The following is a 20,391-nucleotide window of genomic DNA, read 5'->3' on the forward strand; positions in this document are numbered from 1 at the left end:
CAGGCAACTGCAAGTTTAGCTGAAGCGCGCACAGGTGAGCAGATCGAGTCCCAGTCACGCGGCCAGAGAGTAACTGTTACTGAAACAGCAGCCGTTCCTCAGCAGCCAACGGATCCCAATCGAAAATTGATTGCTTTTCTTGGAGTAGTTGCCGGTTTTGGCTTGGCGGGGGCTACCTTTCTACTGTTAGAAATTCTGAACAACAAAATCCGTAGGCCCGCTGATCTTGAGGAACAGTTTGGTGGCCCGATATTTGGTTCGGTTCCTTATATCCAATCTACGGGGCAAGTGGCTGCAAAAAGGGGGCTAGTTACTTTGGTTATCCTTTTACCCATTTTTTGCGCTGGGTTGATCCTTTACCTCATTCAAATCAACTACGAACCGATCGATCAGCTAATTTCGATAGTCAATGAAACGCTGGGAATCGGTACTTCGGCTGGCGAGTCCGAAAGCGGCTGAGAAGGAAATTCGATGGAACGTATTCAGTCAGCAATACAAAAAGCCCGTGAGGCCCGAGAACAAAATGCACCTAAGGGCCCTATCGACCCTGAGATGTTCGTTGCGCCGTCTCCATTACAGGAAGACGTCCCTTCGCGTGGCGAACAGGCTTGGGCGGACTTACCTGTTCAAGACTTTAACCGCAGGTTGTTCAAGAAAGCCAGAATAGTGACTCATGAACCGGGTGAAAAATCTGGGGCTTTCGATGCCATGCGAACGCGGATATTGCACGAACTGCGCAAGAACAAGTGGCGTCGTGTTGCGATCACGTCTCCGGGTTCCGGATGTGGTAAGTCTACCTTAGCCCTTAATCTGGCTTTCGGACTGGCTCGGCAACGAGATATCCGCACTATGCTGGTTGATCTGGATATGCGGAATCCATCCATTGAAAGGATGCTTGGGGTCAAATTGAAAAACAACTTCGCGTCCGCGCTGGCTGGAGAGAGCTCACCCGAAGATCATATGTTTTGCTATCAGAAAAAGTTGGCTTTTGCGACAAACTACAAGCCAGCCCACAACACATCGGAGTTGCTGCAGGGTAAGGACGCGGCACGAGTAATCGACGGTTTGGAATCGCGATATGAGCCGGACGTCATGTTGTTCGACACGCCCCCGCTGTTAACCTGCGACGACACGACTGCCTTTCTGGACCAAATTGATTGCGTTTTATTGGTGGCAGCTGCCGAAGCTTCGACAGTGGACGAAATGAAAATTTGTGAGCACGAAATATTGCAGAAAAGCAACCTGCTTGGCGTGGTTTTGAACAAGTGCCAATTTTTGGATCGTGCCTATACGTATGGGTACTAAGAACACCGCGCGGAAATTTCCCATTACGTCAAATTAGGCGGACATGACGATGTGGACTGATGAACATCAAAGCCAAATCCGCTCCAAGCTCTTAGGGGAAGGCTCTGGCGATCTGATCCGTTATATGCTCCAAAAAAATATGAAAGTGGAAATCGATGGTATTTCTGCAGAAGCGATCCAATCCGCGGTCGAGCTAGGCTGGATCGATGAAACGAATCAGGAAATAACACCGGCGGGAAGTATGGTGGCGGATTCATGTCGCGAGTACTCATTTTGGTTAGAGCGTGACAAAGTTTTGCCCTTTGAAGGAGCTGCACCGCACCTAACCGCGTCCTATTTTGAGGACAGGATAGTCATGGAAGTAGGCCCTGGGATGGGCGCAAATCTGATGTCACTTTCCAAGGCGGGCTCACAGGTTCTCGGTGTCGAACCCATAGAAGCCTACGCTAAAATGGGTCGTGTATTTGCCGAACGGGAAGGGTTGCGATCAACGGATATCCAATACGGTCGGGCCGAGGCGTTGCCTTTTCCTGACAGCAAATTGGACGTTGTGCTATGTGTTACATCGCACCAGTACTTTGATATTCACCGCGCTTTGACTGAAATCTTTCGTGTTCTACGCCCAGGCGGTGAGTTGATTATCGTTGGAGCCACCCTTTGGAGCTACTGTTCCAACAACATCGGATTTGTTACTGACAGTTTTGGACTGGCACGGGCCTACGCTCTTACAGTTATTAATACCGGTTCCTATACATTCTTTGGCAAAAGGATTGTTCCTGCCCGTCATGGCAATGTATCGACATCTCGGCCAATATACCCAAGCCGCGCCGCCATGCGCAGGTGGCTTACAGGGGCAGGCCTGATAGAATGCAGCCCCGATTGTAAGGTCGGTGCCGAAACCTGCTTTCACTATATTAAGCCCTGATAAGGACACAAGGTCAGGTTCTGTCGGCGCAGGGCGAAACAATGGACCAAGTTCGGATGATCAATGTGCGAAGCGGTAGACAATTAACTATTTCTTGTTCATTTCCGGACTGGATTGGCCCAAGATGCGCGTGTTCTCCGTAAAACCGGATTTGAGTGGCTAATGAGTAGAAAACTTCTTTCAGTATCGATTGTCATAGCGTTAATTGTAGGTGTGGTTTATCGGGTTTTCCCGATCTTTGCCGGCGACGATGCGCTGGCACAATTCTTCATTACTGAAGATGGCTATTTGATGCTGACAATAGCCCGCAATATGGCCATTGGCCTCGGTATGTCAGTGTCTGAGGGCACCATTGTTACTAATGGAGTTCAACCTCTGGCAACCTTCATTTTCACAATTCCGTATGTGCTGACGGATGGCGACAAACTGGACAGCCTGGTTGGGGTAATCCTGATTTCAACCTTGATAGCAGTTGCTGCCTTTTTTGTGCTTCAGCGCTTCGCGCATTTAGTACTGCGGCAATTTACGGATGACCCAATTTGGAGCTGGCTGGTAGCAGCCTTTTGGTTTGTGGGTCCGTTGTTGTTGTTCCATTCGATGAACGCGTTAGAAACAGGCCTTTACACACTGACCATTTTGCTGACTCTTTTGCAATTTAGTCGCGTGCTGAATAAGGGGGCTGATAGCACATTTGCAGATCGCATGTTTTTGGGCGCGCTTTGCGGTATTACCTTTTTGGCCCGGATCGACGGTGCATTACTAGTTGTGGCAATCTTTCTTGTCTGGGGGCTTTTTGAATTACTGGCCTTGCGCATCAAGTTTTTCACTGTTGTAGGGCGACTGTTTACTCCAGGATTGTTGTCATTGGTGTTCGCCGCGCCCTGGCTGATTTATAATCAACTTTTGTTTGGCCGGATCACCCCCATCAGCGGTATCTCTCAATCGCACGGCGCGAATTTCGGAAGCAATCTGTCACTGCTGCCTTCCAAATTGATTGAATATGTTTTTCCGATGCTCCCGGTTCCGACTGCGTTAGAACAAACTTCTCCATCGATTGTCATTTTTGCACTGATCATAGTGGTGGTGCTGGGACTATTTGTAACGAGTGTTTGGCGTACCGGCAGTCGAATTAGGCTGGTGGTTTTGGCTTATCTGATTTTCGGATTTTTTCTGGCAACCTATTACGGCCTTTTCTTCGGGGCGCCGCATTTCATTAGTCGTTACATGGCACCATTGTCCCCGGTTTTGATCACCGCCACTGTTGTAGTTGGCTTAAATATTGTGACTTGGTCGCGTGGTAGAATCTCGCAACCTGTTCTTCAATATTTGGGGGTTGCTGGGCTTGCTTTGTCGCTGGCGTTACTCGGTCGATTAGCAATTCCAGGTGTCAAAGAGCAGGGTCATTTTCAAGTTGTCGAATGGGTCCAGGAAAATGTTCCACAGGACATCTGGGTGGGCGCAGTTCAAACCGGAACTTTGGGATACTGGCGTGATCGCACGATCAATTTGGATGGAAAAGTTAACCCAAACGCGTTGAGGGCATTGAAGGAACAGGGCGACGTACTGAATTATGTATTGGGCAGCGAAATTCAGTTTATTGCCGATTGGAGCGGTGTGGCGGACTGGCCCATAGAAGAACGGTTCCGCGACACCGAGTTTGCACGCAGATTTGAAGTCGTCATCAAAGACGAAGCTGCTGATTTAGGAGTGTTACGACGGACGTCTTACTCTGATTCATGATCAATAGCCGATGAATCTGAGACGTAGCCGCTTAAGACTGTCATAACGTCCGACTAGAACGCGCGGCAAGGCAAACACATTGTCTTGGGATGGCTGGCAAAGGGTCTGACCCAAGATCGTGGCAGAAGTAAAACCGGCTTGGCGCACGATTTGGTGCAGGGCAGGGCTGTGGTTCCCATTGGGATAAGCAAAATGTTCGATAGACTGACCAGTCCAACTTTGCAGCAATGATCGTGACTTGCGGATACTTTCTTCCGCTTGATCCAGCGGTATCTGATCCAAAAGGTTATGGCAGTGACTGTGACACCCAATGACGACATTGGGATTTTTCGCCAGTTCCTTGAGTTGTGCGCGGGATAATGGCTCCAATTTTGTAAAGTCTGTGCGTTGGGTTTTGACCTGCTCAAGGATTGATAGTGTCAATTCCTCCCGCCGTTCCGGTGACACTTGTTTTAAGGTCTCGAGAATATCCGAAATGATAGCCCACCGTTCAGGCCCGGTCTTGGGTCCCACTGTCCACCTGCGACGTCCGCTGAATTCAATCGTCACTTCGGTTTCGCCCGGCGCTTGCAGCGCATTCATGATGCGGTCAAACCAATATGCCTTGCCAGTTTCAATTTGCTCGGTCGCAACGTAGAGAGTAACTGGAAGGCCTTTGGCCTCGATGATGGGCAAAAGATGAGTAAAAAGCCCAATATCGCCGTCGTCGAACGTAAGCACGGCGCGCGGCTTGTCTTCCTTGTATTCAGGGTTCAGTGCTTTATCCAAGCCTACGATTTTAAAATGTTGCCGAAGAAATCTAATATGCTGTCGAAACTGCGATGCGCGAGCTACAGTCCATGCATCCATAATTTCGTTATCGGGACCAAGCGTGTGATAGCACAGAATTAGAGTAGGGTTCTTGCGCAGAGTGTACGTTCGTAGTGCTAAATAAACAGGGCCTCCACTAAGAACTGAAATAGCAGTTTGTTTCAGAATACCCATCACTCAACCTTGGTTTGCGTACAAGGCGCGCAGTTTGGCAACTTCTATTCCTATTTGATGACGTTCCTTTACACGTTCCAGTGCAAGCCGTCCCATTTTCAGTCTGTCTTTTTCAGGTGTACTCAAGGCCGTGGACATAGCCGTTACCAGTGCGAGGGTGTCACCTGCAGGCACCAGCCATCCAGTTCTGTCAGGTTGTACCAATTCAGGTATGCCGCCTACATACGTTGAAATGGCGGTTCGTGCCTGAGCCATGGCTTCCATGATGACAACGGGTATTCCTTCGATCAGGCTTGGTTGCACCAGTGTGTGGCAGCGCTTGATTTCTTCGCGAACCTGTTCTGACGATATCCAGCCTGTGATGCGCACCGCATATTCAATGCCCAACTGGGCGATTTTGTCCTCGATAGTCGGTCTCAATTCACCATCACCAGCCAAAACCAACCTTGCCTGCGGGTGATCTTTTAGAACGTCCACAAAAGCGTCCAACAATATTAGATGACCTTTTTCAGGACTAAGGCGTCCAATGCAAAGCAGGAAAGGATCCGACACAACTTCGATGCCATCAACTTTCGTAAATGCTTCATCTTCCAAACCGCAGTGTATTACTTTTATTTTTTTCCAGTCGTCTGGCGAGACATGCCGCATCAACTGGCTTCGACCGAATGCGCTGATAGCGACTGCGAATTGTGCAAGGCCAACTTTTTTATCAAACGCTAACTTGGGAGCATTGTCAGCTTCATCCATACCATGAATCGTAAAACTGAACTCAGGCCCACCTAATTGCTGAAGCAAGAGCGCGACTTCAGCGGGGTTCGTTCCGAAATGTGCGTGAATGTGTGAGACCGGGTTTTGGTCCAACCAAAGTTTGATCTGACAGGCATGCGCCAGATAGATAAGGTGGTAAGGCCAAGCCCGCGTCGAGTTGCGAGACAGCGACAATGCCATTTTAAGTGTGTTCCAGAAAGACCCGGGGTCCGCTGCCGCGCATTTCATCGCTGATCTGGTAAGCGCCCATAATCCGTCGCGCAATGTATAGCGGGTCTTTTCGCGCTCTGATTCATCTTGTGTATCGGTTATCTCGGCGTCCCAGCCGCGAAATGCAAACCGTTCGACCTCTACGCCCTGTTTTTCAAGCTCGATGATCTCACGCCGTATGAACGTGTGGCTTACTTTCGGGTACTGGTTGGTCAGATAAGCAACGCGCATGAAACTACCTTAGACAAAAACTCTTTAATGTTAGAACCGTGATTGGGTTTGCAGTGGCCTTTCAATAAGTCCTCTACGATCTCAAGACGGCAGAAAGTCGTCAAATCCACGAAAAAAGTAAATCAAGGCACATGCTCTGTTCTCACTTATATTCGATAATTCCCGCAGGTTTTCCACGCCATCGTCTGACATGAAACTCAAGTATACCCAGTGCTTCAGGGAATTTCCCCAAAACTAAGAAGAATGCATACTCCCACGCGACGCGACTGTTCCACCCCTCACGGTGGGCAATACGGAAAACTTGAAGCGGATAGATTACAAGCCCCAGCAAAAGCCACGGGGAAAAAATGGTTGCCCCAAAAAATAGTGCCAATGGCAGAATAGCTCCCCATAAAAGGATGCGCCGTACAGCTCGGACGCTGTGCCGTTCAGGAGCAGCACCGTGGATAAACGCGCCCTCGGCAAAAGCGTGGCCACTACGTCGGGCACGCCTCCACCACTGGTCAAAGCGGGTCATATCTGCATCGTGCAAGGTCATTTCAGCATCCAGCCGCCAAACTTGCCATCCCTGTGCACGCAGGCGGACGCACAGCTCGGGCTCTTCCCCAGCGATCATTGTGTCGCGAAAACCTTCGACGTGTTCAAATGCCGCAACCCTTACCATGGCATCACCCCCGCACGCGTCGGCTTGCCCAATAGGTGTATCCCACTCCATATCGCAAAGCCTGTTGAATACGGTCCGCTCTGGAAATCGCTCGCGTCTGCGTCCGCAGACTATGGCTGCATTGGGCGTTTGCTTCAAAAATGCTTGTGCTGTTTTGAACCATCCCGGTTGCAACGCACAGTCACCATCAACGAATTGAACAAACTCTACATCTGAAAGAGACGCAAGTTTTTGAAACCCAGTGTTTCTGGCTCGGGCCGCTGTAAAGGGTTGAGTCATATCCAACTGAACGACTGTCGCGCCCGCTTTGTCAGCCTGTGCGATGCTTTCATCTGTGGACCCCGAATCAACGTAGACCACATGTGTGACATTTTCTGGGATCGAATTGAGGCAAGCCACCAATCTGGCGCCCTCGTTTCGACCAATTACAACAGTCCCGATCAATGAGTCGCGGCTCATAACAACTCCCGAGCGGAGAAAAAGCACTCAAAAATAGGCATAATTGTGCCCAATGTGCAAAAATTTGCGCTGCAACTCGCCTGCCGTCAATGTTTCTTAGCTACACAACTTGCACTGTGTTCAAAATTAAAACAATTCAATGAAAAGGAATGCGGTTGTACCGCAATAGTGATGGGCGAGCAGTAAATATGCGGAATCATTTGGCAAATACGCCATGCGACGTTTTGTGTGCGTCAGAATCCGTCTTTTACCAGGGGGGAAGCCGAGGTTTATGGCTCGCAGCACTTAGAAAAAACCACTCACTTGTTTCTAAGTTACAAACGGCAGAATTGGCGCCAACCGTTTGTCATAGTTTTGCCGTACCAAAACCTCGCTTACGCCAGTATGTGGAAACAATCATCCTGAATATGCAGGATTGGAAAGAACGGGCGAAATCATGGGACTTCATGTTGACTATTTCTCGCTGAACTCGAGTTACACCAACCTCGAGGACGTCGACTTTGGCAGTGCTCCTACGGACACCTCCTCCGTTGAAGAGCTGAACATCAAGCGTATGCGCGGCGACTTCTGGGAGGGCGGCGCGGAGAATTATTTCGCGGCTCGATATCATGGAGATCTAAACGTCTATCAGGCAGGGACGTACACGTTCTTTCTGAAATCCGACAACAACGCGATGTTGTATCTTGATGGTGAACTGGTCGCGGAAAACCTCGGTGGACGCGGAGGCCGGAATAGCGAAGTCACCCTAGATTTATCCGAAGGCGCTCATGAAATTGAGGTGCGGTATTTTGACAGCACTGGAAGATCGACACTCCAATTGGAGTGGTCCGGTCCCGACAGCGGTTGGGAACGTGAGTTCATAGGAGGAGATGCTTTCTCCAAGATCGAGACGCCGCCAGCAGATGATGATCAGATTAGTGACACCGGCGACGGTGATACAGGTGGCGAGGATACGTCCGGAGGCGACCGCGGAGATAGTTCGGACCACGGTTCTGGCGGCGACGCTGGCGCGGGCGATCATGATCACGGTTCAGGGGATGATGGGCAATCGAACGACAGTTCGACCAGCAGTCGCCAGGGACTTCATGGTACTTATTTTGCGTTGCCGTTCATGGTTGGCGGTTTGAACGACATTGACTTTGACGGGACACCGAGCGGTACAGGTACTGTTGACAGCCTGAATTTCATGAACGGCTACGATCCTTTTTGGCAGGATGGTCCAACCGATTTGTATGCGGTTCGATACGAAGGCAATCTTAACGTTAGAAATTCCGGAACTTACACATTCTATCTAAGTTCGGACGATGGATCTGCTTTGTATATCAACGGCCAGCCGGTTATTGATAACGACGGATTACACGGAACACTCGAGCAGTCGGTTACGTTGGATTTGGATGCTGGAATGCATGCCATCGAAATCCGGTATTTCGAAGCTTATGGTGACGCGACACTGGCCCTTGAATGGTCCGGTCCGGACAGTGATGGTGGACGCGAAGTAATTCAGGGCGACGCCCTGAATCACGTCATCTATGATGATACTGGCGACAGTGATAACAGTGATACAGGTGGCGAGGATACGTCCGGAGGCGACCACGGAGATAGTTCGGACCACGGTTCTGGCGGAGACGACACGTCTGGCGGCGACGCTGGCGCGGGCGATCATGATCACGGTTCAGGGGATGATGGGCAATCGAACGACAGTTCGACCAGCAGTCGCCAGGGACTTCATGGTACTTATTTTGCGTTGCCGTTCATGGTTGGCGGTTTGAACGACATTGACTTTGACGGGACACCGAGCGGTACAGGTACTGTTGACAGCCTGAATTTCATGAACGGCTACGATCCTTTTTGGCAGGATGGTCCAACCGATTTGTATGCGGTTCGATACGAAGGCAATCTTAACGTTAGAAATTCCGGAACTTACACATTCTATCTAAGTTCGGACGATGGATCTGCTTTGTATATCAACGGCCAGCCGGTTATTGATAACGACGGATTACACGGAACACTCGAGCAGTCGGTTACGTTGGATTTGGATGCTGGAATGCATGCCATCGAAATCCGGTATTTCGAAGCTTATGGTGACGCGACACTGGCCCTTGAATGGTCCGGTCCGGACAGCGAAGGCCGTCGTGAAGTAATTCAGGGCGACGCCCTGAATCACGTCATCTATGATGATACTGGCACTGGAGAACCCGACCACGGCGATGGAATGGACCATGGCTCAGGCGGTGACGATACGTCTGGCGGTGATACTGGCACTGGACAACCCGACCACGGCGATGGAATGGACCATGGCTCAGGCGGTGATGATACGTCTGGCGGTGATACCGGGACGGGTGATCACGACCACGGTGACGGATCGGACCATGGCTCAGGCGGTGATGATACGTCTGTCGGTGATACTGGCACGGGAGAACCCGACCACGGTGACGGATCGGACCATGGCTCAGGTGGCGACGACACATCCGGTGGTGATACCGGAATGGGCGATCACGACCACGGTTCCGGCGGTGACGATACATCTGGAGGCGATACTGGCACGGGCGCACCCGACCACGGTGATGGCTCGGATCATGGCTCAGGTGATCACGATAGCCACAGCGGCGGCCATGTGCCTCCGCCGACAAGCCCAGCCGAAGTTGACGACTATGTTGCTGCTGTGATGGCACAGCCCGAATCGCACGCGCATGGCGACGATGCGAGTCTTGCGAATGAACACATGGCCGTTCTGGACCTTGTGCCTCGCTCAGAGGCGACGCATGTGGCAGTCCGCGATGGAGACTGGTTCGATCCAAACACCTGGCATGAAGGACGCATTCCCGATGCAGGTGCTCAGGTTGTCATCCCCGAGTCGATTTCAGTGCTGTATTCGGGGCAGAGCGACGCGTCGCTGTTCACTGTTCGCGTGGATGGTGAATTGTCATTTGCCCACAACGCGAATTCAAAAATGCTGGTCGATACTATGGTAGTGTCTCCGACCGGTCGTTTGGAAATCGGTACCGAGGAAAACCCGATCGGTGCAAACTATGACGTAGAAATCGTTATAGCGAATAACGGCGACATTGATACAAGCTGGGACCCGATGCTTTTGTCTCGGGGCGTTATTTCGCACGGTGAAGTGGAAATTCACGGGGCGGAGAAAACGAGCTTTTTGGCGGTGTCCGATGCGCCGATGAGGGGCGACACGCAGATTAGCCTTGGTGAGATTCCTGAAGGCTGGCAGGTTGGAGACACGATCGTTCTGACTGGCACCCACAAGCAGGGCTGGAACTGGGACAACGATGCCTACATGATGCGTCGCTTCGACAGTCAGGATGAAGAGGTTGTAATTACCGCTATCAATGGCAACGTAATCACGCTGGATCGAGCCCTGGAATATGATCACGACACGCCACGGGACGATCTTGCCGCTTATGTGGCCAATACATCGCGTAACGTTACATTTTCAAGCGAGGACGGCGAAGACACTGCGGTTCATCACCGTGGGCATACGATGTTTATGCATTCGGACGACGTTGATGTTCGCTATGCTGCATTTGATGATCTGGGGCGGACTGACAAATCTGTACCTGCATTTTCTGTTACCTCGCTTGACAGCGTCCAGTCAGATTCAAATATCCAGTCGCGCTATCCGTTCCACTTCCACAGGACAGGAACAGAAGATCAGGAAAACCCTGCAATCGCAATTGGTAACTCTGTTACCGGCTCCCCGGGCTGGGGTTATGCTCATCATGACAGCCATGCGATATTCACTGATAACGTAGCGTTCGATATCTTTGGTGCAGCATTCGTTGCAGAGGATGGTAATGAAACAGGTGTTTGGTCGCATAACATCGCGATCGATGTCGTTGGTGTTGGCTATTCAGATGCGGCAGTTAAGGACGGGCCTGCAGTAGAACGTCATGACAATGGGCGAACCGGTGAGGGGTTCTTCTTTGCAGGACGGTTGATTGAAGCGTCAGACAATGTTGCTGCAAATACGACCCATGGCTACGTCTGGATGACTCGTCAGCATCCGCGAGATCCCCTAAGCGATAATCTGGACCAACCGGAAATTGCCTATGGCAGTGATAGCATCCGTCTGGATGTTCCTCCAATTCAAGGATTTCACAACAACGAAGCGTTCGGTACTGAGGTTGGCTTGATTGTCATCAAAGACAACCCCAATCAGGATCACGATGTTCGATCGGTCATGGATGGTTTCCTGAATTGGGAAACCTTGGAGGGCGTGAATCTTTCCTACACCTCGCATTACACATTAATTGACTTCGATATTTTGGCCACACAAAACGAAGAACTGCTCTTTGGCAGCGTTGGTTTTAATCTTGGTGGCAACGCTTTTGATGTCGTAGTTAATGGTATGCGTGTGGAAGGTTTCCGCACAGGCGTTGATCTGAACCAGGACTTCCACTTTGGCACAGATGGCGCCGATTATGACGACGTGTTCATCGATCTTGTACTTGTTGATAACGACAATAACTTTGTCGGTTTCAACTCATCTCGCCATTCCATCATATCATCAGACGATCTTGTAGATGGTCGCCTTGGCTTCGTGTTGGAGTCGGACACTGTACTGTCCGAAGGCGAGAGCCTTTTCCTGCGGGGACTAAAGACTGACTCGATCGGTAGTCGCGACCGTGAGTTTGCCGGTGATAGGCAAATTTTGGACTGGCACGGAGAAATCGCGGCGATTATCGCGAACGACGGCTACTATAAAACTGAGTCCGGTCAGAATGTTGTTTTGATCGAAGATTTTGTCGCTGATCGTGCAACCGGGCAATTGATGAAGATGGCCCACGTTATCACGCTGGATATGACTGATGCGGAGATTGCCAGTTCCTGGTCGATAAATCATTGGGGGGGAGCTCAGTACAACGGCATCATTTCTTTTGACAATGTGGCGCCGACAGCTCGCGACGATCTTGCATCTACAAGTGCCGGTAATGCGGTTCTTATCGATGTACTAAGCAACGACTCACACGTTGGCGGTGACGATATCCGCGTCGACGGATTGTCCACGACTCCCAACGGAAATGTGTATCTTCAGGACGACGGGCAGCTGCTTTATGTCCCCAACCCTGACTTCACAGGCATAGACAGCTTCGACTATTGGGCAGCTGATGAGGATGGCGACTTTTCGCAGGCAACTGTGACAGTAGAAGTCTTCGATCTCTAGGTCAGGAAACTAAGCGCCCGGGCAAGCAAAGGCTCGGGCGCATTCTATTTGTTTCAAACTAAAATCTGGGGAAGTGGAACTGATGTTCCTAGATCAGGATTTTTCCGAGCTGGAAAAAACATGCATCTGTTGAAGCGGACTAGGCTTTGCAAAAAATGGTCGTGCGGCCAGTAAGCCCAATAGTACAACTATTCCGATACCAGAATAAGTAGTTAGCGCGATCCAGCCTCCGAACCCGGACAGCAATAATGAACCACCCGCCAGAAGGCCGCAGAAGATAGCTATACACAAAGCGCCTAACACAGTCGAGTTCCCGCCTCAAACATTGAGTTGATTATTATTTATACAAAAAGCATGCATGGCTTGCTGGAACAGAGTCAAGTTGCCGGGTGTCAAAAACGGGCGGTGGGCTGCTGATGTCCGGCGAGTCTCCGCTTATGGTTTTCCCTAAAGTCGTACTTTTCAATTTCGACATGCGAAATAGTTTACCAATAGCGGCATTTTCCGCACCCTTAAGTTGAACCTTTGATAAAACATAAGACGTAAGGTTAAAATGGTTTTTCCATCCGTATTTAGAAATTTGGTTTCAATGCGTTGATGAATTCAATGGCGAAATTTGTTAAACCGACTTAGGTTGCGGAAATTCAAGATGTGATTGGCAGGCTGCAGCGGACGCGTTTACGTTTTTCTGCCAGAAATGGGTTAATGGAAGGATCCTAAAGATGAAGGTGGAAGCCGCGCCGCTGTCAGGGCTGCTGATCCTGACTCCGACGCGTTTTAGCGATGAACGTGGTTATTTTAGTGAAAGTTGGAACCTTAAACGTCTGAAACATCATGGAATAGAAATAGAGTTTGTTCAGGACAATCATTCGTTGTCCCGGCAGACCGGAACATTGCGCGGACTGCATTTCCAGTCTCCGCCGCATGCACAGGACAAGCTTGTAAGGTGTGCGCGCGGTGCTCTGTTCGATGTTGCAGTCGATATTCGCAAGGGCAGCCCAACATTCGGGAACTGGTTCGGTATCGAGTTAAGTGAGGAGAACGGTAAGCAGCTTCTCGTTCCCAGAGGGTTTCTACATGGGTTTGTAACCCGCGCTCCGGATACTGAAATTTGTTATAAGTGCAGTGACTATTATGCGCCTGATTGCGACGGAGCGATCCGCTTCGATGACGGTGAGATCGGAATTGACTGGGGTCTGAACGGCTCTCCTGTCTTGTCTGGAAAAGATGCAGCGGCTCCAAGTCTCAGCGATTTTGACAGCCCGTTTGTCTGGGAGGGCTAGTCGATGAAACTTCTGGTTACCGGCGGGGCGGGCTTCATTGGATCCGCGGTTGTGCGTCTTGCTATAGCCCGTGGGCACGAAGTGGTGAATGTCGATGCCCTGACGTATGCGGCGTGTCTAGACAACGTGGCTAGCGTTTCCGACAGTCCCTGCTACAAATTTATTCATGCCGACATCTGCGACCGCGCGGCGATGAATGCGGCGATTTCGGACCATCGGCCTGATATCGTTATGCATCTGGCGGCAGAAAGCCATGTGGACAGGTCCATTGATGGCCCCGGCGCGTTTATAGAAACAAATATTACTGGGACTTACAGTTTGCTCGAAGCTGCGCGAACCTATTGGGCTCGGGCAGGCAAACCTGAAACTTTTCGGTTTCATCACATCTCAACCGATGAAGTGTTTGGTAGTTTGGGCGAAACGGGCCTGTTCACCGAAGATAGCCCTTACGATCCGCGCAGCCCATATTCGGCGTCAAAAGCGGCATCTGATCACTTGGTGAGAGCTTGGCATGAAACTTACGGTCTACCTGTTGTATTGACAAATTGTAGTAACAACTACGGTCCCTATCATTTTCCAGAAAAATTGATCCCTGTTGTTATTTTGAATGCTCTGGCGGGCAAACCGCTACCGATCTACGGCACAGGTGCCAACGTACGCGATTGGCTTTTTGTCGAAGACCACGCGGATGCCTTGTTGCTTGTCGCTGAAAAGGGATTGCTCGGTCGCTGCTACAATATTGGGGGCAACAATGAACGCTCCAATCTGGAATTGGTCGAAAGCCTCTGCGCTATCTTGGATGACTTGCGACCTCTACCCCGCGGCAGTTACTCGGACCAGATCACATTTGTGCCTGATCGCCCGGGTCACGATGCGCGCTATGCTATTGATGCGTCTAGAATTCGCGACGAGCTGGGGTGGGTACCTTCAGTTACATTGGAACAGGGTCTTCGAATGACCGCCCAATGGTACTTGGATAATCCTGGTTGGTGGCAAGCTTTGCAGGATCGGCACGGCGTCGGAGACAGGTTGGGAATGGCAAAATGATTCTTGTCTTTGGGTCTTCGGGTCAGTTGGGGCGCGAACTGGCGGCGCTTCCGGACACAGAATGTTTGTCGAGAGAGGCTGGGGATCTCTCCGACCCCGCAATGTGCGCTTCGGTAATTTTGAAAAGGCGACCCGCCGCTGTAATTAATGCAGCGGCCTATACAGCCGTGGACACCGCCGAGCGCGAAGTTGACTTGGCAACGACGATCAATTGCGACGCGCCGCAGGCTATGGCGATTTCATGCGCAAAACTGAAAGTGCCGTTTGTGAGTGTTTCAACAGACTACGTGTTTGATGGAAGCGGGCAGGCGGCATGGCGTGTCGAGGATAAAACGCACCCGTTGGGCGTTTATGGTCGGTCAAAACTGGCCGGTGAAAAAGCGGTTGCCGCAACTGATGCTCAATGGTTGATTTTGCGAACTTCGTGGGTTGTTTCGGCGCATGGTAGCAATTTTGTAAAGACAATGTTGCGCCTTGGATCGACTCTCGACGAACTGAATGTCGTGGCCGATCAGATCGGCGGCCCAACGCCGGCAAGGGATTTAGCCATTGCGTGTCATCGCATTGCGCATCTAATGCGCGAGGACCCTGACTTAAAAGGCATCTATCACTTTTCTGGTCGGCCATCGGTTAGTTGGGCGGATTTCGCACGCGAGATTTTCAGGCAGGCCAACTTGGACTGCCACGTCAACGACATTCCGAGTTCAGACTATCCGACGCCCGCGACCCGACCCTTGAATTCGAGGCTGGACTGTGCGGATACTGAGCGGGATTTGTCGATTGCCCAACCAGATTGGAAATTGGGGTTGGCGGAAATTTTGATTGATCTAAAAGGATGTTATCAGTGACCAAGCGTAAGGGTATCATTTTGGCCGGAGGTTCCGGTACCCGCCTTTACCCAATTACCGAAGGTCTTTCCAAACAGCTTTTGCCGATTTACGACAAGCCGATGATCTATTATCCGCTGAGCGTCCTGATGTTGGGCGATATCCGCGAAATTTGCATCATTACGACACCGCAGGATCAGGCTCAGTTTCAACGCGCACTTGGGGATGGCAGCCAATGGGGAATTTCACTGAGTTATGTGGTTCAGCACACCCCCGACGGCTTGGCCCAGGCATATATATTGGCCGAGGACTTTTTGGACGGTGCGCCGAGCGCGATGGTCTTGGGCGACAACATATTTTTCGGCCACGGCTTGCCAGAGTTGCTAGCCAAGGCAGATAATTCGTCTTTGGCGGCGACTGTTTTTGGATACCACGTGAATGATCCGCAACGGTATGGAGTTGTGGATTTTGATGATCAAGATCGCGTCAGGGCTATTGTCGAGAAACCGTCGGTTCCGCCGTCAAACTATGCGGTGACCGGTTTGTATTTTCTTGATGGAACTGCTCCGGAACGTGCGCGTCAGGTAATTCCCTCTGCACGGGGAGAGCTGGAGATCACTAGTCTGTTAGAGATGTATTTAGCGGAAGACCAATTGGATTTGCTGCGAATGGGACGCGGTTATGCCTGGCTGGATACTGGCACGCATGGCAGTCTGTTGGATGCAGGGAATTTTGTGAGAACCCTTCAGGATCGGCAAGGTCTGCAGACCGGATGCCCAGAGGAAATTGGTTACCTTAAAAGTTGGATTTCCCGAGAAGAACTCGCCAAACGGGCTCAAACTTTATCCAAGAATGGGTACGGCGAATACCTGTCCAACCTAATCGAACGGTGACAGTTGCAGTGAAGCTATTGGGGGGGTACCCCGGTTGGCGCATAATTGGTGACCACGTCCCAAACGATTTTTTGCATCACACGCGCCGCGTCAGGTCCAGGTGAGTCCGCGTCGGAACCGTCAGCGCGCTTTAACTCATATGACAACCCGATGGGTGACTTCTGGTACAACACTGCGTAATGGGTAAGCGCCACCAAATATGCTCCCAAGTCGTTAAAGTGAATGTTGTCCTGTTCGCCATCTTCAGTTTTGGCAAACAGGTCCTCTTTCCCGTTCACCGGTCCAATACCGTTACTTTCATCCACTTCCCGTACGAACCTCGCAAAGACTTGGCCGGCGGGGATTACGTAAATCGGGTGTTGCATGTTCTCGTAGGCTAATGCGCGCCTTAAAATTTCAGTTTCCCAGTATCGCTCCAGATCCAGGTCGAGGCGCTGCAACCACCCTTCTTCGTCCGTTAGTTCATGCCATGTTTCGTAAAGGTAAACTCGTAGTTCTGGGTTTGCCTCCCACCCTGCTTTTGCCCATCTGTGCAAGTAATCCGCGCTGTCCATGTACTTGATCGCGTCGCGAATTTCGACCATCTCGGTCACGACAAGAGCGTTGTATTCGCCAGAGGACACAGCTTCGTGGGCGTCCCTATATTTTGGGTGATCGTTTTCTTTCTCAAAGCCGTAAATGGTTTCATCTTCTTCCCAATGGGCCTTTAGCGCGGTGCCCCATCCCTGCTGACTGTTGTAACCGTGATCTTCGCCGGCCAACTGAGCCAGCATTTCTGGCATATCACGTCCAACCAAACTATGGCCGATGTGAAAAACCCGCTGTACATCAGACGGAGCAGGGGCCGGTGTATTGTAAAGAGATTCGAACTCTGACTTGTCGATGGGTTTGGGGCCGCCGCATTTTGTCAATCCACTACAAGCAGCAAGCAGAAGTAATAGTAGTGGGGATCCAACGCGTTTTAGTTTTTTGAGCATGCCTAATCTCTTTCGGTCATGGGCCATTGTTCTAATAGAGGCGGAGGTCAAGCACCGCGATGTAGCGATGCTACATCTAACAAACAGAGACTTGCAGCAAGAGTATAGACCTGTTGCGAACGTTGGGGAAAAACACGTCAGAAATACCGCACCCTATTACAAGCTGACGGTGCGAACTGAAGTGTAACCCAAAATTGCTAGTATCCGGTCGCGCGTACGACCACGCCGACAGTGGCGTAAAGAATACCGAGGTCCGTTTTAAGCGTAAGGTGCTCGGCATAGGATGTGTCAAATTCAGCGCGGCTGGCGAATGTGCTCGCATTCCGTTCCGAAACTTGCCAAGAGCCGGTGAGACCAGGGCGCAACTGAAAGTACGCTTCGCCTGGGTATAGCTTGCGTTGCTCCGGCATCATCGGGCGTGGTCCGACCAAACTCATTTCGCCAACTAATACGTTCCACAATTGAGGCAGTTCATCCAACGAAGTTTTGCGAAGAATGCGACCGAATTGAGTAATTCGAGGGTCGTTCTTGAGCTTTTGAGTCGCATCCCATTCGAGACGGGCCAGTGTGTTCTTTGACAAATACTCTTCAAGCAACACGTCGGCATTCGTTACCATCGTGCGCAATTTCCACATCGTGAACTCGCGCCCATTGCGACCGATGCGGCGTTGTCCAAAGAATGGATTCCCGCCGTCGCGCGCGATCAAAGCGGCCAAGATGATAATAAGGGGTAAAACAATCGGTGCCGCCAAAAGAATGAACGCGACATCAAGTAATCTTTTGAAAATTCTACCATAAAGCCGGGTTGAGTTGGCTTTATTTTCACTCACTCGGGCTACGGCTTGATGCTTCCGCGGCTCGCTTGGAAAACTCGTATCCTGAATCGTCATTTTTTTACTTTCAAACCAAAGCCAAAAAGGCTTGACCATTACTACACAAACTTCCGATGGTCCAAAAAACGACCCTCAGATCTACTCACAACAAGAAAGAGATAATAACTCTCGACAGCTTCGGCCCCCCTCTTTCACCCAGTGACAGTACACCATTTATTCTAACACAACAAACAAACAGTGCCATCTTCTAATCAAATTTTCGCCTTATTCTATTTTAAGTTCTGTAATCTACATCTCATTGTTTCCAAAATTGGGCGCTGATCGTGTCTGAGTTGTGGTGGGGCTGGCAGGGTCTATCTGCCAGCCGAACAACTTTTTGCACACTGTTACAGTCTGAGCACAGAGCGTAGAGAAAACTGTTCCAGCTATTTGGTCATTAAGGTTTGATGCCTTGGAAGAGTTGACCACCTTAATACTCAAGTACGAGGTTTCCGAACATTGATCGGGTTGGGTTGAGAAGATTCTATGGCTCTGTCCGTGTTGAAACTTTCGGATTTTTTAATATCAGACGAGGTATTTACGTGGGCTCGCAGCACATAACCTGTAAGCGACCCGGCAATTAGCCAAGTCACAGGCGTTAGAGTCGCGTTGGGGATAAGATCAATAAGATTTGCAGCCGAGACCAACGTCAGACCAGCGGTTGCTGGCGGGATGTCTTGTTTCTTTTTCCGTCTGTTCAGTGTTAGGAGCGGCAGAGTCAACAAACCAAAACGAGCGACGTAGCCAAACCAACCAAACATCCCTACAAATATCACCCACATCCCATCGGTGATCGCTAAATTGGCGCCGGTTTCCGGGTCGTAGCCTTCGTTACGACCCCAACTTCCCCATCCAAAGAAAGGTTTTTCCTCAGCGCGGGCAAGCAAAACGTCTTCGCTTGCAACTCTTACATCAAATGATTCGGCGCGTCGTGGATTTATCTGCGCGGCCAATTCTGAAACACTCTCCACGGGGACCCAGTCCAGTCCACGTAGCATGGGATAGGTGAGAACGATCAGAGCCACGACTGATGACGCACGCAACATCAAACTACTTGTTCCGAACATGATCAAAGGCATTAATAGTACCGTAATGACCAGTGCCCCCAGCGACTTGACAAGAACCATGGTGATAAGCATCCAACCGAGAAACAGCATCCATCTAAAAGAGTCGGTCGCTGCAAGCGAGCTGCTGCGCAACAGAGCGGCACCAGAAAGAGTGGCCATCGACAAAAAAATGCTGACCCAAAGACCGTGTTGTAAAAAGACGATCGGGCGAAATCCCCCATCACGGACATGCTGCGAGAAATCGTGGGGGAAATACCCATAGATCCACAGGTTCAGCTGGGGGCTCATGCGCACTTCAAACAAAGCCAGCAGGCTGTAAGCTAGTCCCGACATTGCCAAAGCTACCAGCAGCACTTTGTGACCAGACTCGGTTGCTAGATACCTGGCTCCCAAAAAAAATGGGAGAATAGACACCAGCGTCTCCAGACCTATTGAAAACCCATCGTAAACTCGCATACCCGGTAGAGACAGGGGACCGAATTGCAGTGCTTCTCCGTTCGTCAGAACTGTCGCAAATCCTGATACAAACAGCACAAGCAGCAGCAAAATCAAGACCAATCTAGCTCCTGCGGACTCTTGTTTGCTCTTGCGGCTACTAGCTGGTCTGTTCAGATGATCGGGCGAATTGTAGCTTCCCGAACCCCATGTTGGTTTTGGTGGGCGTATCAGCAGACACATTATTGTCGCGCTGAGGGCCGGGATCAACGTCTTGTCCAATACAGGCAAAATTGGCAAATCGATCTGCGGTAGGCTAGGTAAAAGCAAGTAGCCCGCAATAATTGAAGCAGAAATCGCACTGGGCTTTTCAAGTACCTTAAACAGGACAACCACAACCAGTGGCCAAGAAAAAAGCACAATGTACGCGATTACGTTTGGCATTGAGAATTGGCCTCAGAAAAAGGCTGTGCGTTTGGGTTCAGGACCAACAATTCCCAGAAACTGTTGGCTCGCAGAAAGACA

Annotated in this window: 14 protein-coding genes and 1 pseudogene; 9 read left to right on the plus strand and 6 right to left on the minus strand. The window is 50.6% G+C overall.

The genetic code is table 11. The features are described 5' to 3' along the window. The 4 genes and pseudogenes from AC2FNE_RS13575 to AC2FNE_RS13590 all read left to right on the plus strand — a co-directional run. Positions 1-459: pseudogene (locus AC2FNE_RS13575) on the plus strand (GumC family protein); the annotation flags it as partial. A gap of 12 nt (positions 460-471) precedes the next feature. Further along, the gene (locus AC2FNE_RS13580) at positions 472-1,305 is read left to right on the plus strand and encodes a CpsD/CapB family tyrosine-protein kinase (RefSeq protein WP_496805576.1); all 834 of its coding nucleotides are present in this window, start codon (positions 472-474) and stop codon (positions 1,303-1,305) included. Positions 1,306-1,348: 43 nt separating this feature from the next. Continuing rightward, entirely contained in the window at positions 1,349-2,230 is an 882-nt protein-coding gene (locus AC2FNE_RS13585) for a class I SAM-dependent methyltransferase (protein ID WP_496805577.1), read from the plus strand. 162 nt (positions 2,231-2,392) lie between these two features. After that, the gene (locus AC2FNE_RS13590) at positions 2,393-3,970 is read left to right on the plus strand and encodes a DUF8728 domain-containing protein (protein WP_496805578.1); all 1,578 of its coding nucleotides are present in this window, start codon (positions 2,393-2,395) and stop codon (positions 3,968-3,970) included. On the opposite strand, the gene AC2FNE_RS13595 is transcribed toward AC2FNE_RS13590, so the two are convergent. The 3 genes from AC2FNE_RS13595 to AC2FNE_RS13605 all read right to left on the minus strand — a co-directional run bounded on the left by AC2FNE_RS13595 (position 3,971) and on the right by AC2FNE_RS13605 (position 7,286). Further along, positions 3,971-4,954 (minus strand): polysaccharide deacetylase family protein, encoded by a 984-nt coding sequence (locus AC2FNE_RS13595; protein WP_496805579.1) that lies wholly within the window; start codon positions 4,952-4,954, stop codon positions 3,971-3,973. Between the two features lie 3 nt (positions 4,955-4,957). Continuing rightward, positions 4,958-6,163 carry a glycosyltransferase gene (locus AC2FNE_RS13600; RefSeq protein WP_496805580.1) on the minus strand — a complete coding sequence of 402 codons (1,206 nt, stop codon included), beginning with the start codon at positions 6,161-6,163 and terminating at the stop codon, positions 4,958-4,960. A gap of 142 nt (positions 6,164-6,305) precedes the next feature. Next, positions 6,306-7,286, minus strand: a complete 981-nt coding sequence (locus AC2FNE_RS13605; RefSeq protein ID WP_496805581.1) for a glycosyltransferase family 2 protein — start codon at positions 7,284-7,286, stop codon at positions 6,306-6,308. A gap of 436 nt (positions 7,287-7,722) precedes the next feature. On the opposite strand from AC2FNE_RS13605, the gene AC2FNE_RS13610 reads away from it, so the two are divergent. The 5 genes from AC2FNE_RS13610 (at position 7,723) to rfbA (ending at position 16,515) form a co-directional block, all read left to right on the plus strand. After that, positions 7,723-12,465 carry a PA14 domain-containing protein gene (locus tag AC2FNE_RS13610; protein WP_496805582.1) on the plus strand — a complete coding sequence of 1,581 codons (4,743 nt, stop codon included), beginning with the start codon at positions 7,723-7,725 and terminating at the stop codon, positions 12,463-12,465. Between the two features lie 722 nt (positions 12,466-13,187). Next, on the plus strand, positions 13,188-13,748 hold the full coding sequence (rfbC, locus tag AC2FNE_RS13615; protein ID WP_170605342.1) for a dTDP-4-dehydrorhamnose 3,5-epimerase: 561 nt from the start codon (positions 13,188-13,190) through the stop codon (positions 13,746-13,748). Positions 13,749-13,751: 3 nt separating this feature from the next. Then, entirely contained in the window at positions 13,752-14,795 is a 1,044-nt protein-coding gene (gene rfbB / locus AC2FNE_RS13620; RefSeq protein WP_496805583.1) for a dTDP-glucose 4,6-dehydratase, read from the plus strand. Then, a complete protein-coding gene (rfbD, locus tag AC2FNE_RS13625; RefSeq protein ID WP_496805584.1) occupies positions 14,792-15,643 on the plus strand; it encodes a dTDP-4-dehydrorhamnose reductase in 852 nt (283 codons plus the stop codon). Before rfbB ends, rfbD begins: the two co-directional genes overlap by 4 nt. Continuing rightward, complete coding sequence (gene rfbA / locus AC2FNE_RS13630; protein WP_496805585.1) at positions 15,631-16,515, plus strand: glucose-1-phosphate thymidylyltransferase RfbA; 885 nt, start codon at positions 15,631-15,633, stop codon at positions 16,513-16,515. The genes rfbD and rfbA overlap by 13 nt, the downstream gene beginning before the upstream one ends. 14 nt (positions 16,516-16,529) lie before the next feature. Here rfbA and AC2FNE_RS13635 read toward each other — a convergent pair whose 3' ends face one another. The 3 genes from AC2FNE_RS13635 to AC2FNE_RS13645 all read right to left on the minus strand — a co-directional run bounded on the left by AC2FNE_RS13635 (position 16,530) and on the right by AC2FNE_RS13645 (position 20,310). After that, positions 16,530-17,492, minus strand: a complete 963-nt coding sequence (locus AC2FNE_RS13635; protein WP_496805586.1) for a hypothetical protein — start codon at positions 17,490-17,492, stop codon at positions 16,530-16,532. Between the two features lie 197 nt (positions 17,493-17,689). Next, the gene (locus AC2FNE_RS13640) at positions 17,690-18,382 is read right to left on the minus strand and encodes a sugar transferase (RefSeq protein ID WP_496805587.1); all 693 of its coding nucleotides are present in this window, start codon (positions 18,380-18,382) and stop codon (positions 17,690-17,692) included. Between the two features lie 419 nt (positions 18,383-18,801). Beyond that, positions 18,802-20,310, minus strand: a complete 1,509-nt coding sequence (locus AC2FNE_RS13645; RefSeq protein ID WP_496805588.1) for a hypothetical protein — start codon at positions 20,308-20,310, stop codon at positions 18,802-18,804. Positions 20,311-20,391 lie beyond the last annotated feature (81 nt).

The sequence above is a fragment of the Ruegeria sp. YKSD179 genome, from assembly GCF_059612885.1.

Excerpts from the sequence above, each read along its gene's own strand:
- AC2FNE_RS13640 (WP_496805587.1), bottom strand. The coding sequence starts at position 18,382 with ATGACGATTCAGGATACGAGTTTTCCAAGCGAGCCGCGGAAGCATCAA.
- rfbD (WP_496805584.1), top strand. The coding sequence starts at position 14,792 with ATGATTCTTGTCTTTGGGTCTTCGGGTCAGTTGGGGCGCGAACTGGCG.
- rfbB (WP_496805583.1), top strand. The coding sequence starts at position 13,752 with ATGAAACTTCTGGTTACCGGCGGGGCGGGCTTCATTGGATCCGCGGTT.
- AC2FNE_RS13600 (WP_496805580.1), bottom strand. The coding sequence starts at position 6,163 with ATGCGCGTTGCTTATCTGACCAACCAGTACCCGAAAGTAAGCCACACG.
- AC2FNE_RS13595 (WP_496805579.1), bottom strand. The coding sequence starts at position 4,954 with ATGGGTATTCTGAAACAAACTGCTATTTCAGTTCTTAGTGGAGGCCCT.
- AC2FNE_RS13590 (WP_496805578.1), top strand. The coding sequence starts at position 2,393 with ATGAGTAGAAAACTTCTTTCAGTATCGATTGTCATAGCGTTAATTGTA.
- AC2FNE_RS13605 (WP_496805581.1), bottom strand. The coding sequence starts at position 7,286 with ATGAGCCGCGACTCATTGATCGGGACTGTTGTAATTGGTCGAAACGAG.
- AC2FNE_RS13580 (WP_496805576.1), top strand. The coding sequence starts at position 472 with ATGGAACGTATTCAGTCAGCAATACAAAAAGCCCGTGAGGCCCGAGAA.
- rfbA (WP_496805585.1), top strand. The coding sequence starts at position 15,631 with ATGTTATCAGTGACCAAGCGTAAGGGTATCATTTTGGCCGGAGGTTCC.
- AC2FNE_RS13635 (WP_496805586.1), bottom strand. The coding sequence starts at position 17,492 with ATGCTCAAAAAACTAAAACGCGTTGGATCCCCACTACTATTACTTCTG.
- AC2FNE_RS13585 (WP_496805577.1), top strand. The coding sequence starts at position 1,349 with ATGACGATGTGGACTGATGAACATCAAAGCCAAATCCGCTCCAAGCTC.
- rfbC (WP_170605342.1), top strand. The coding sequence starts at position 13,188 with ATGAAGGTGGAAGCCGCGCCGCTGTCAGGGCTGCTGATCCTGACTCCG.
- AC2FNE_RS13645 (WP_496805588.1), bottom strand. The coding sequence starts at position 20,310 with ATGCCAAACGTAATCGCGTACATTGTGCTTTTTTCTTGGCCACTGGTT.
- AC2FNE_RS13610 (WP_496805582.1), top strand. The coding sequence starts at position 7,723 with ATGGGACTTCATGTTGACTATTTCTCGCTGAACTCGAGTTACACCAAC.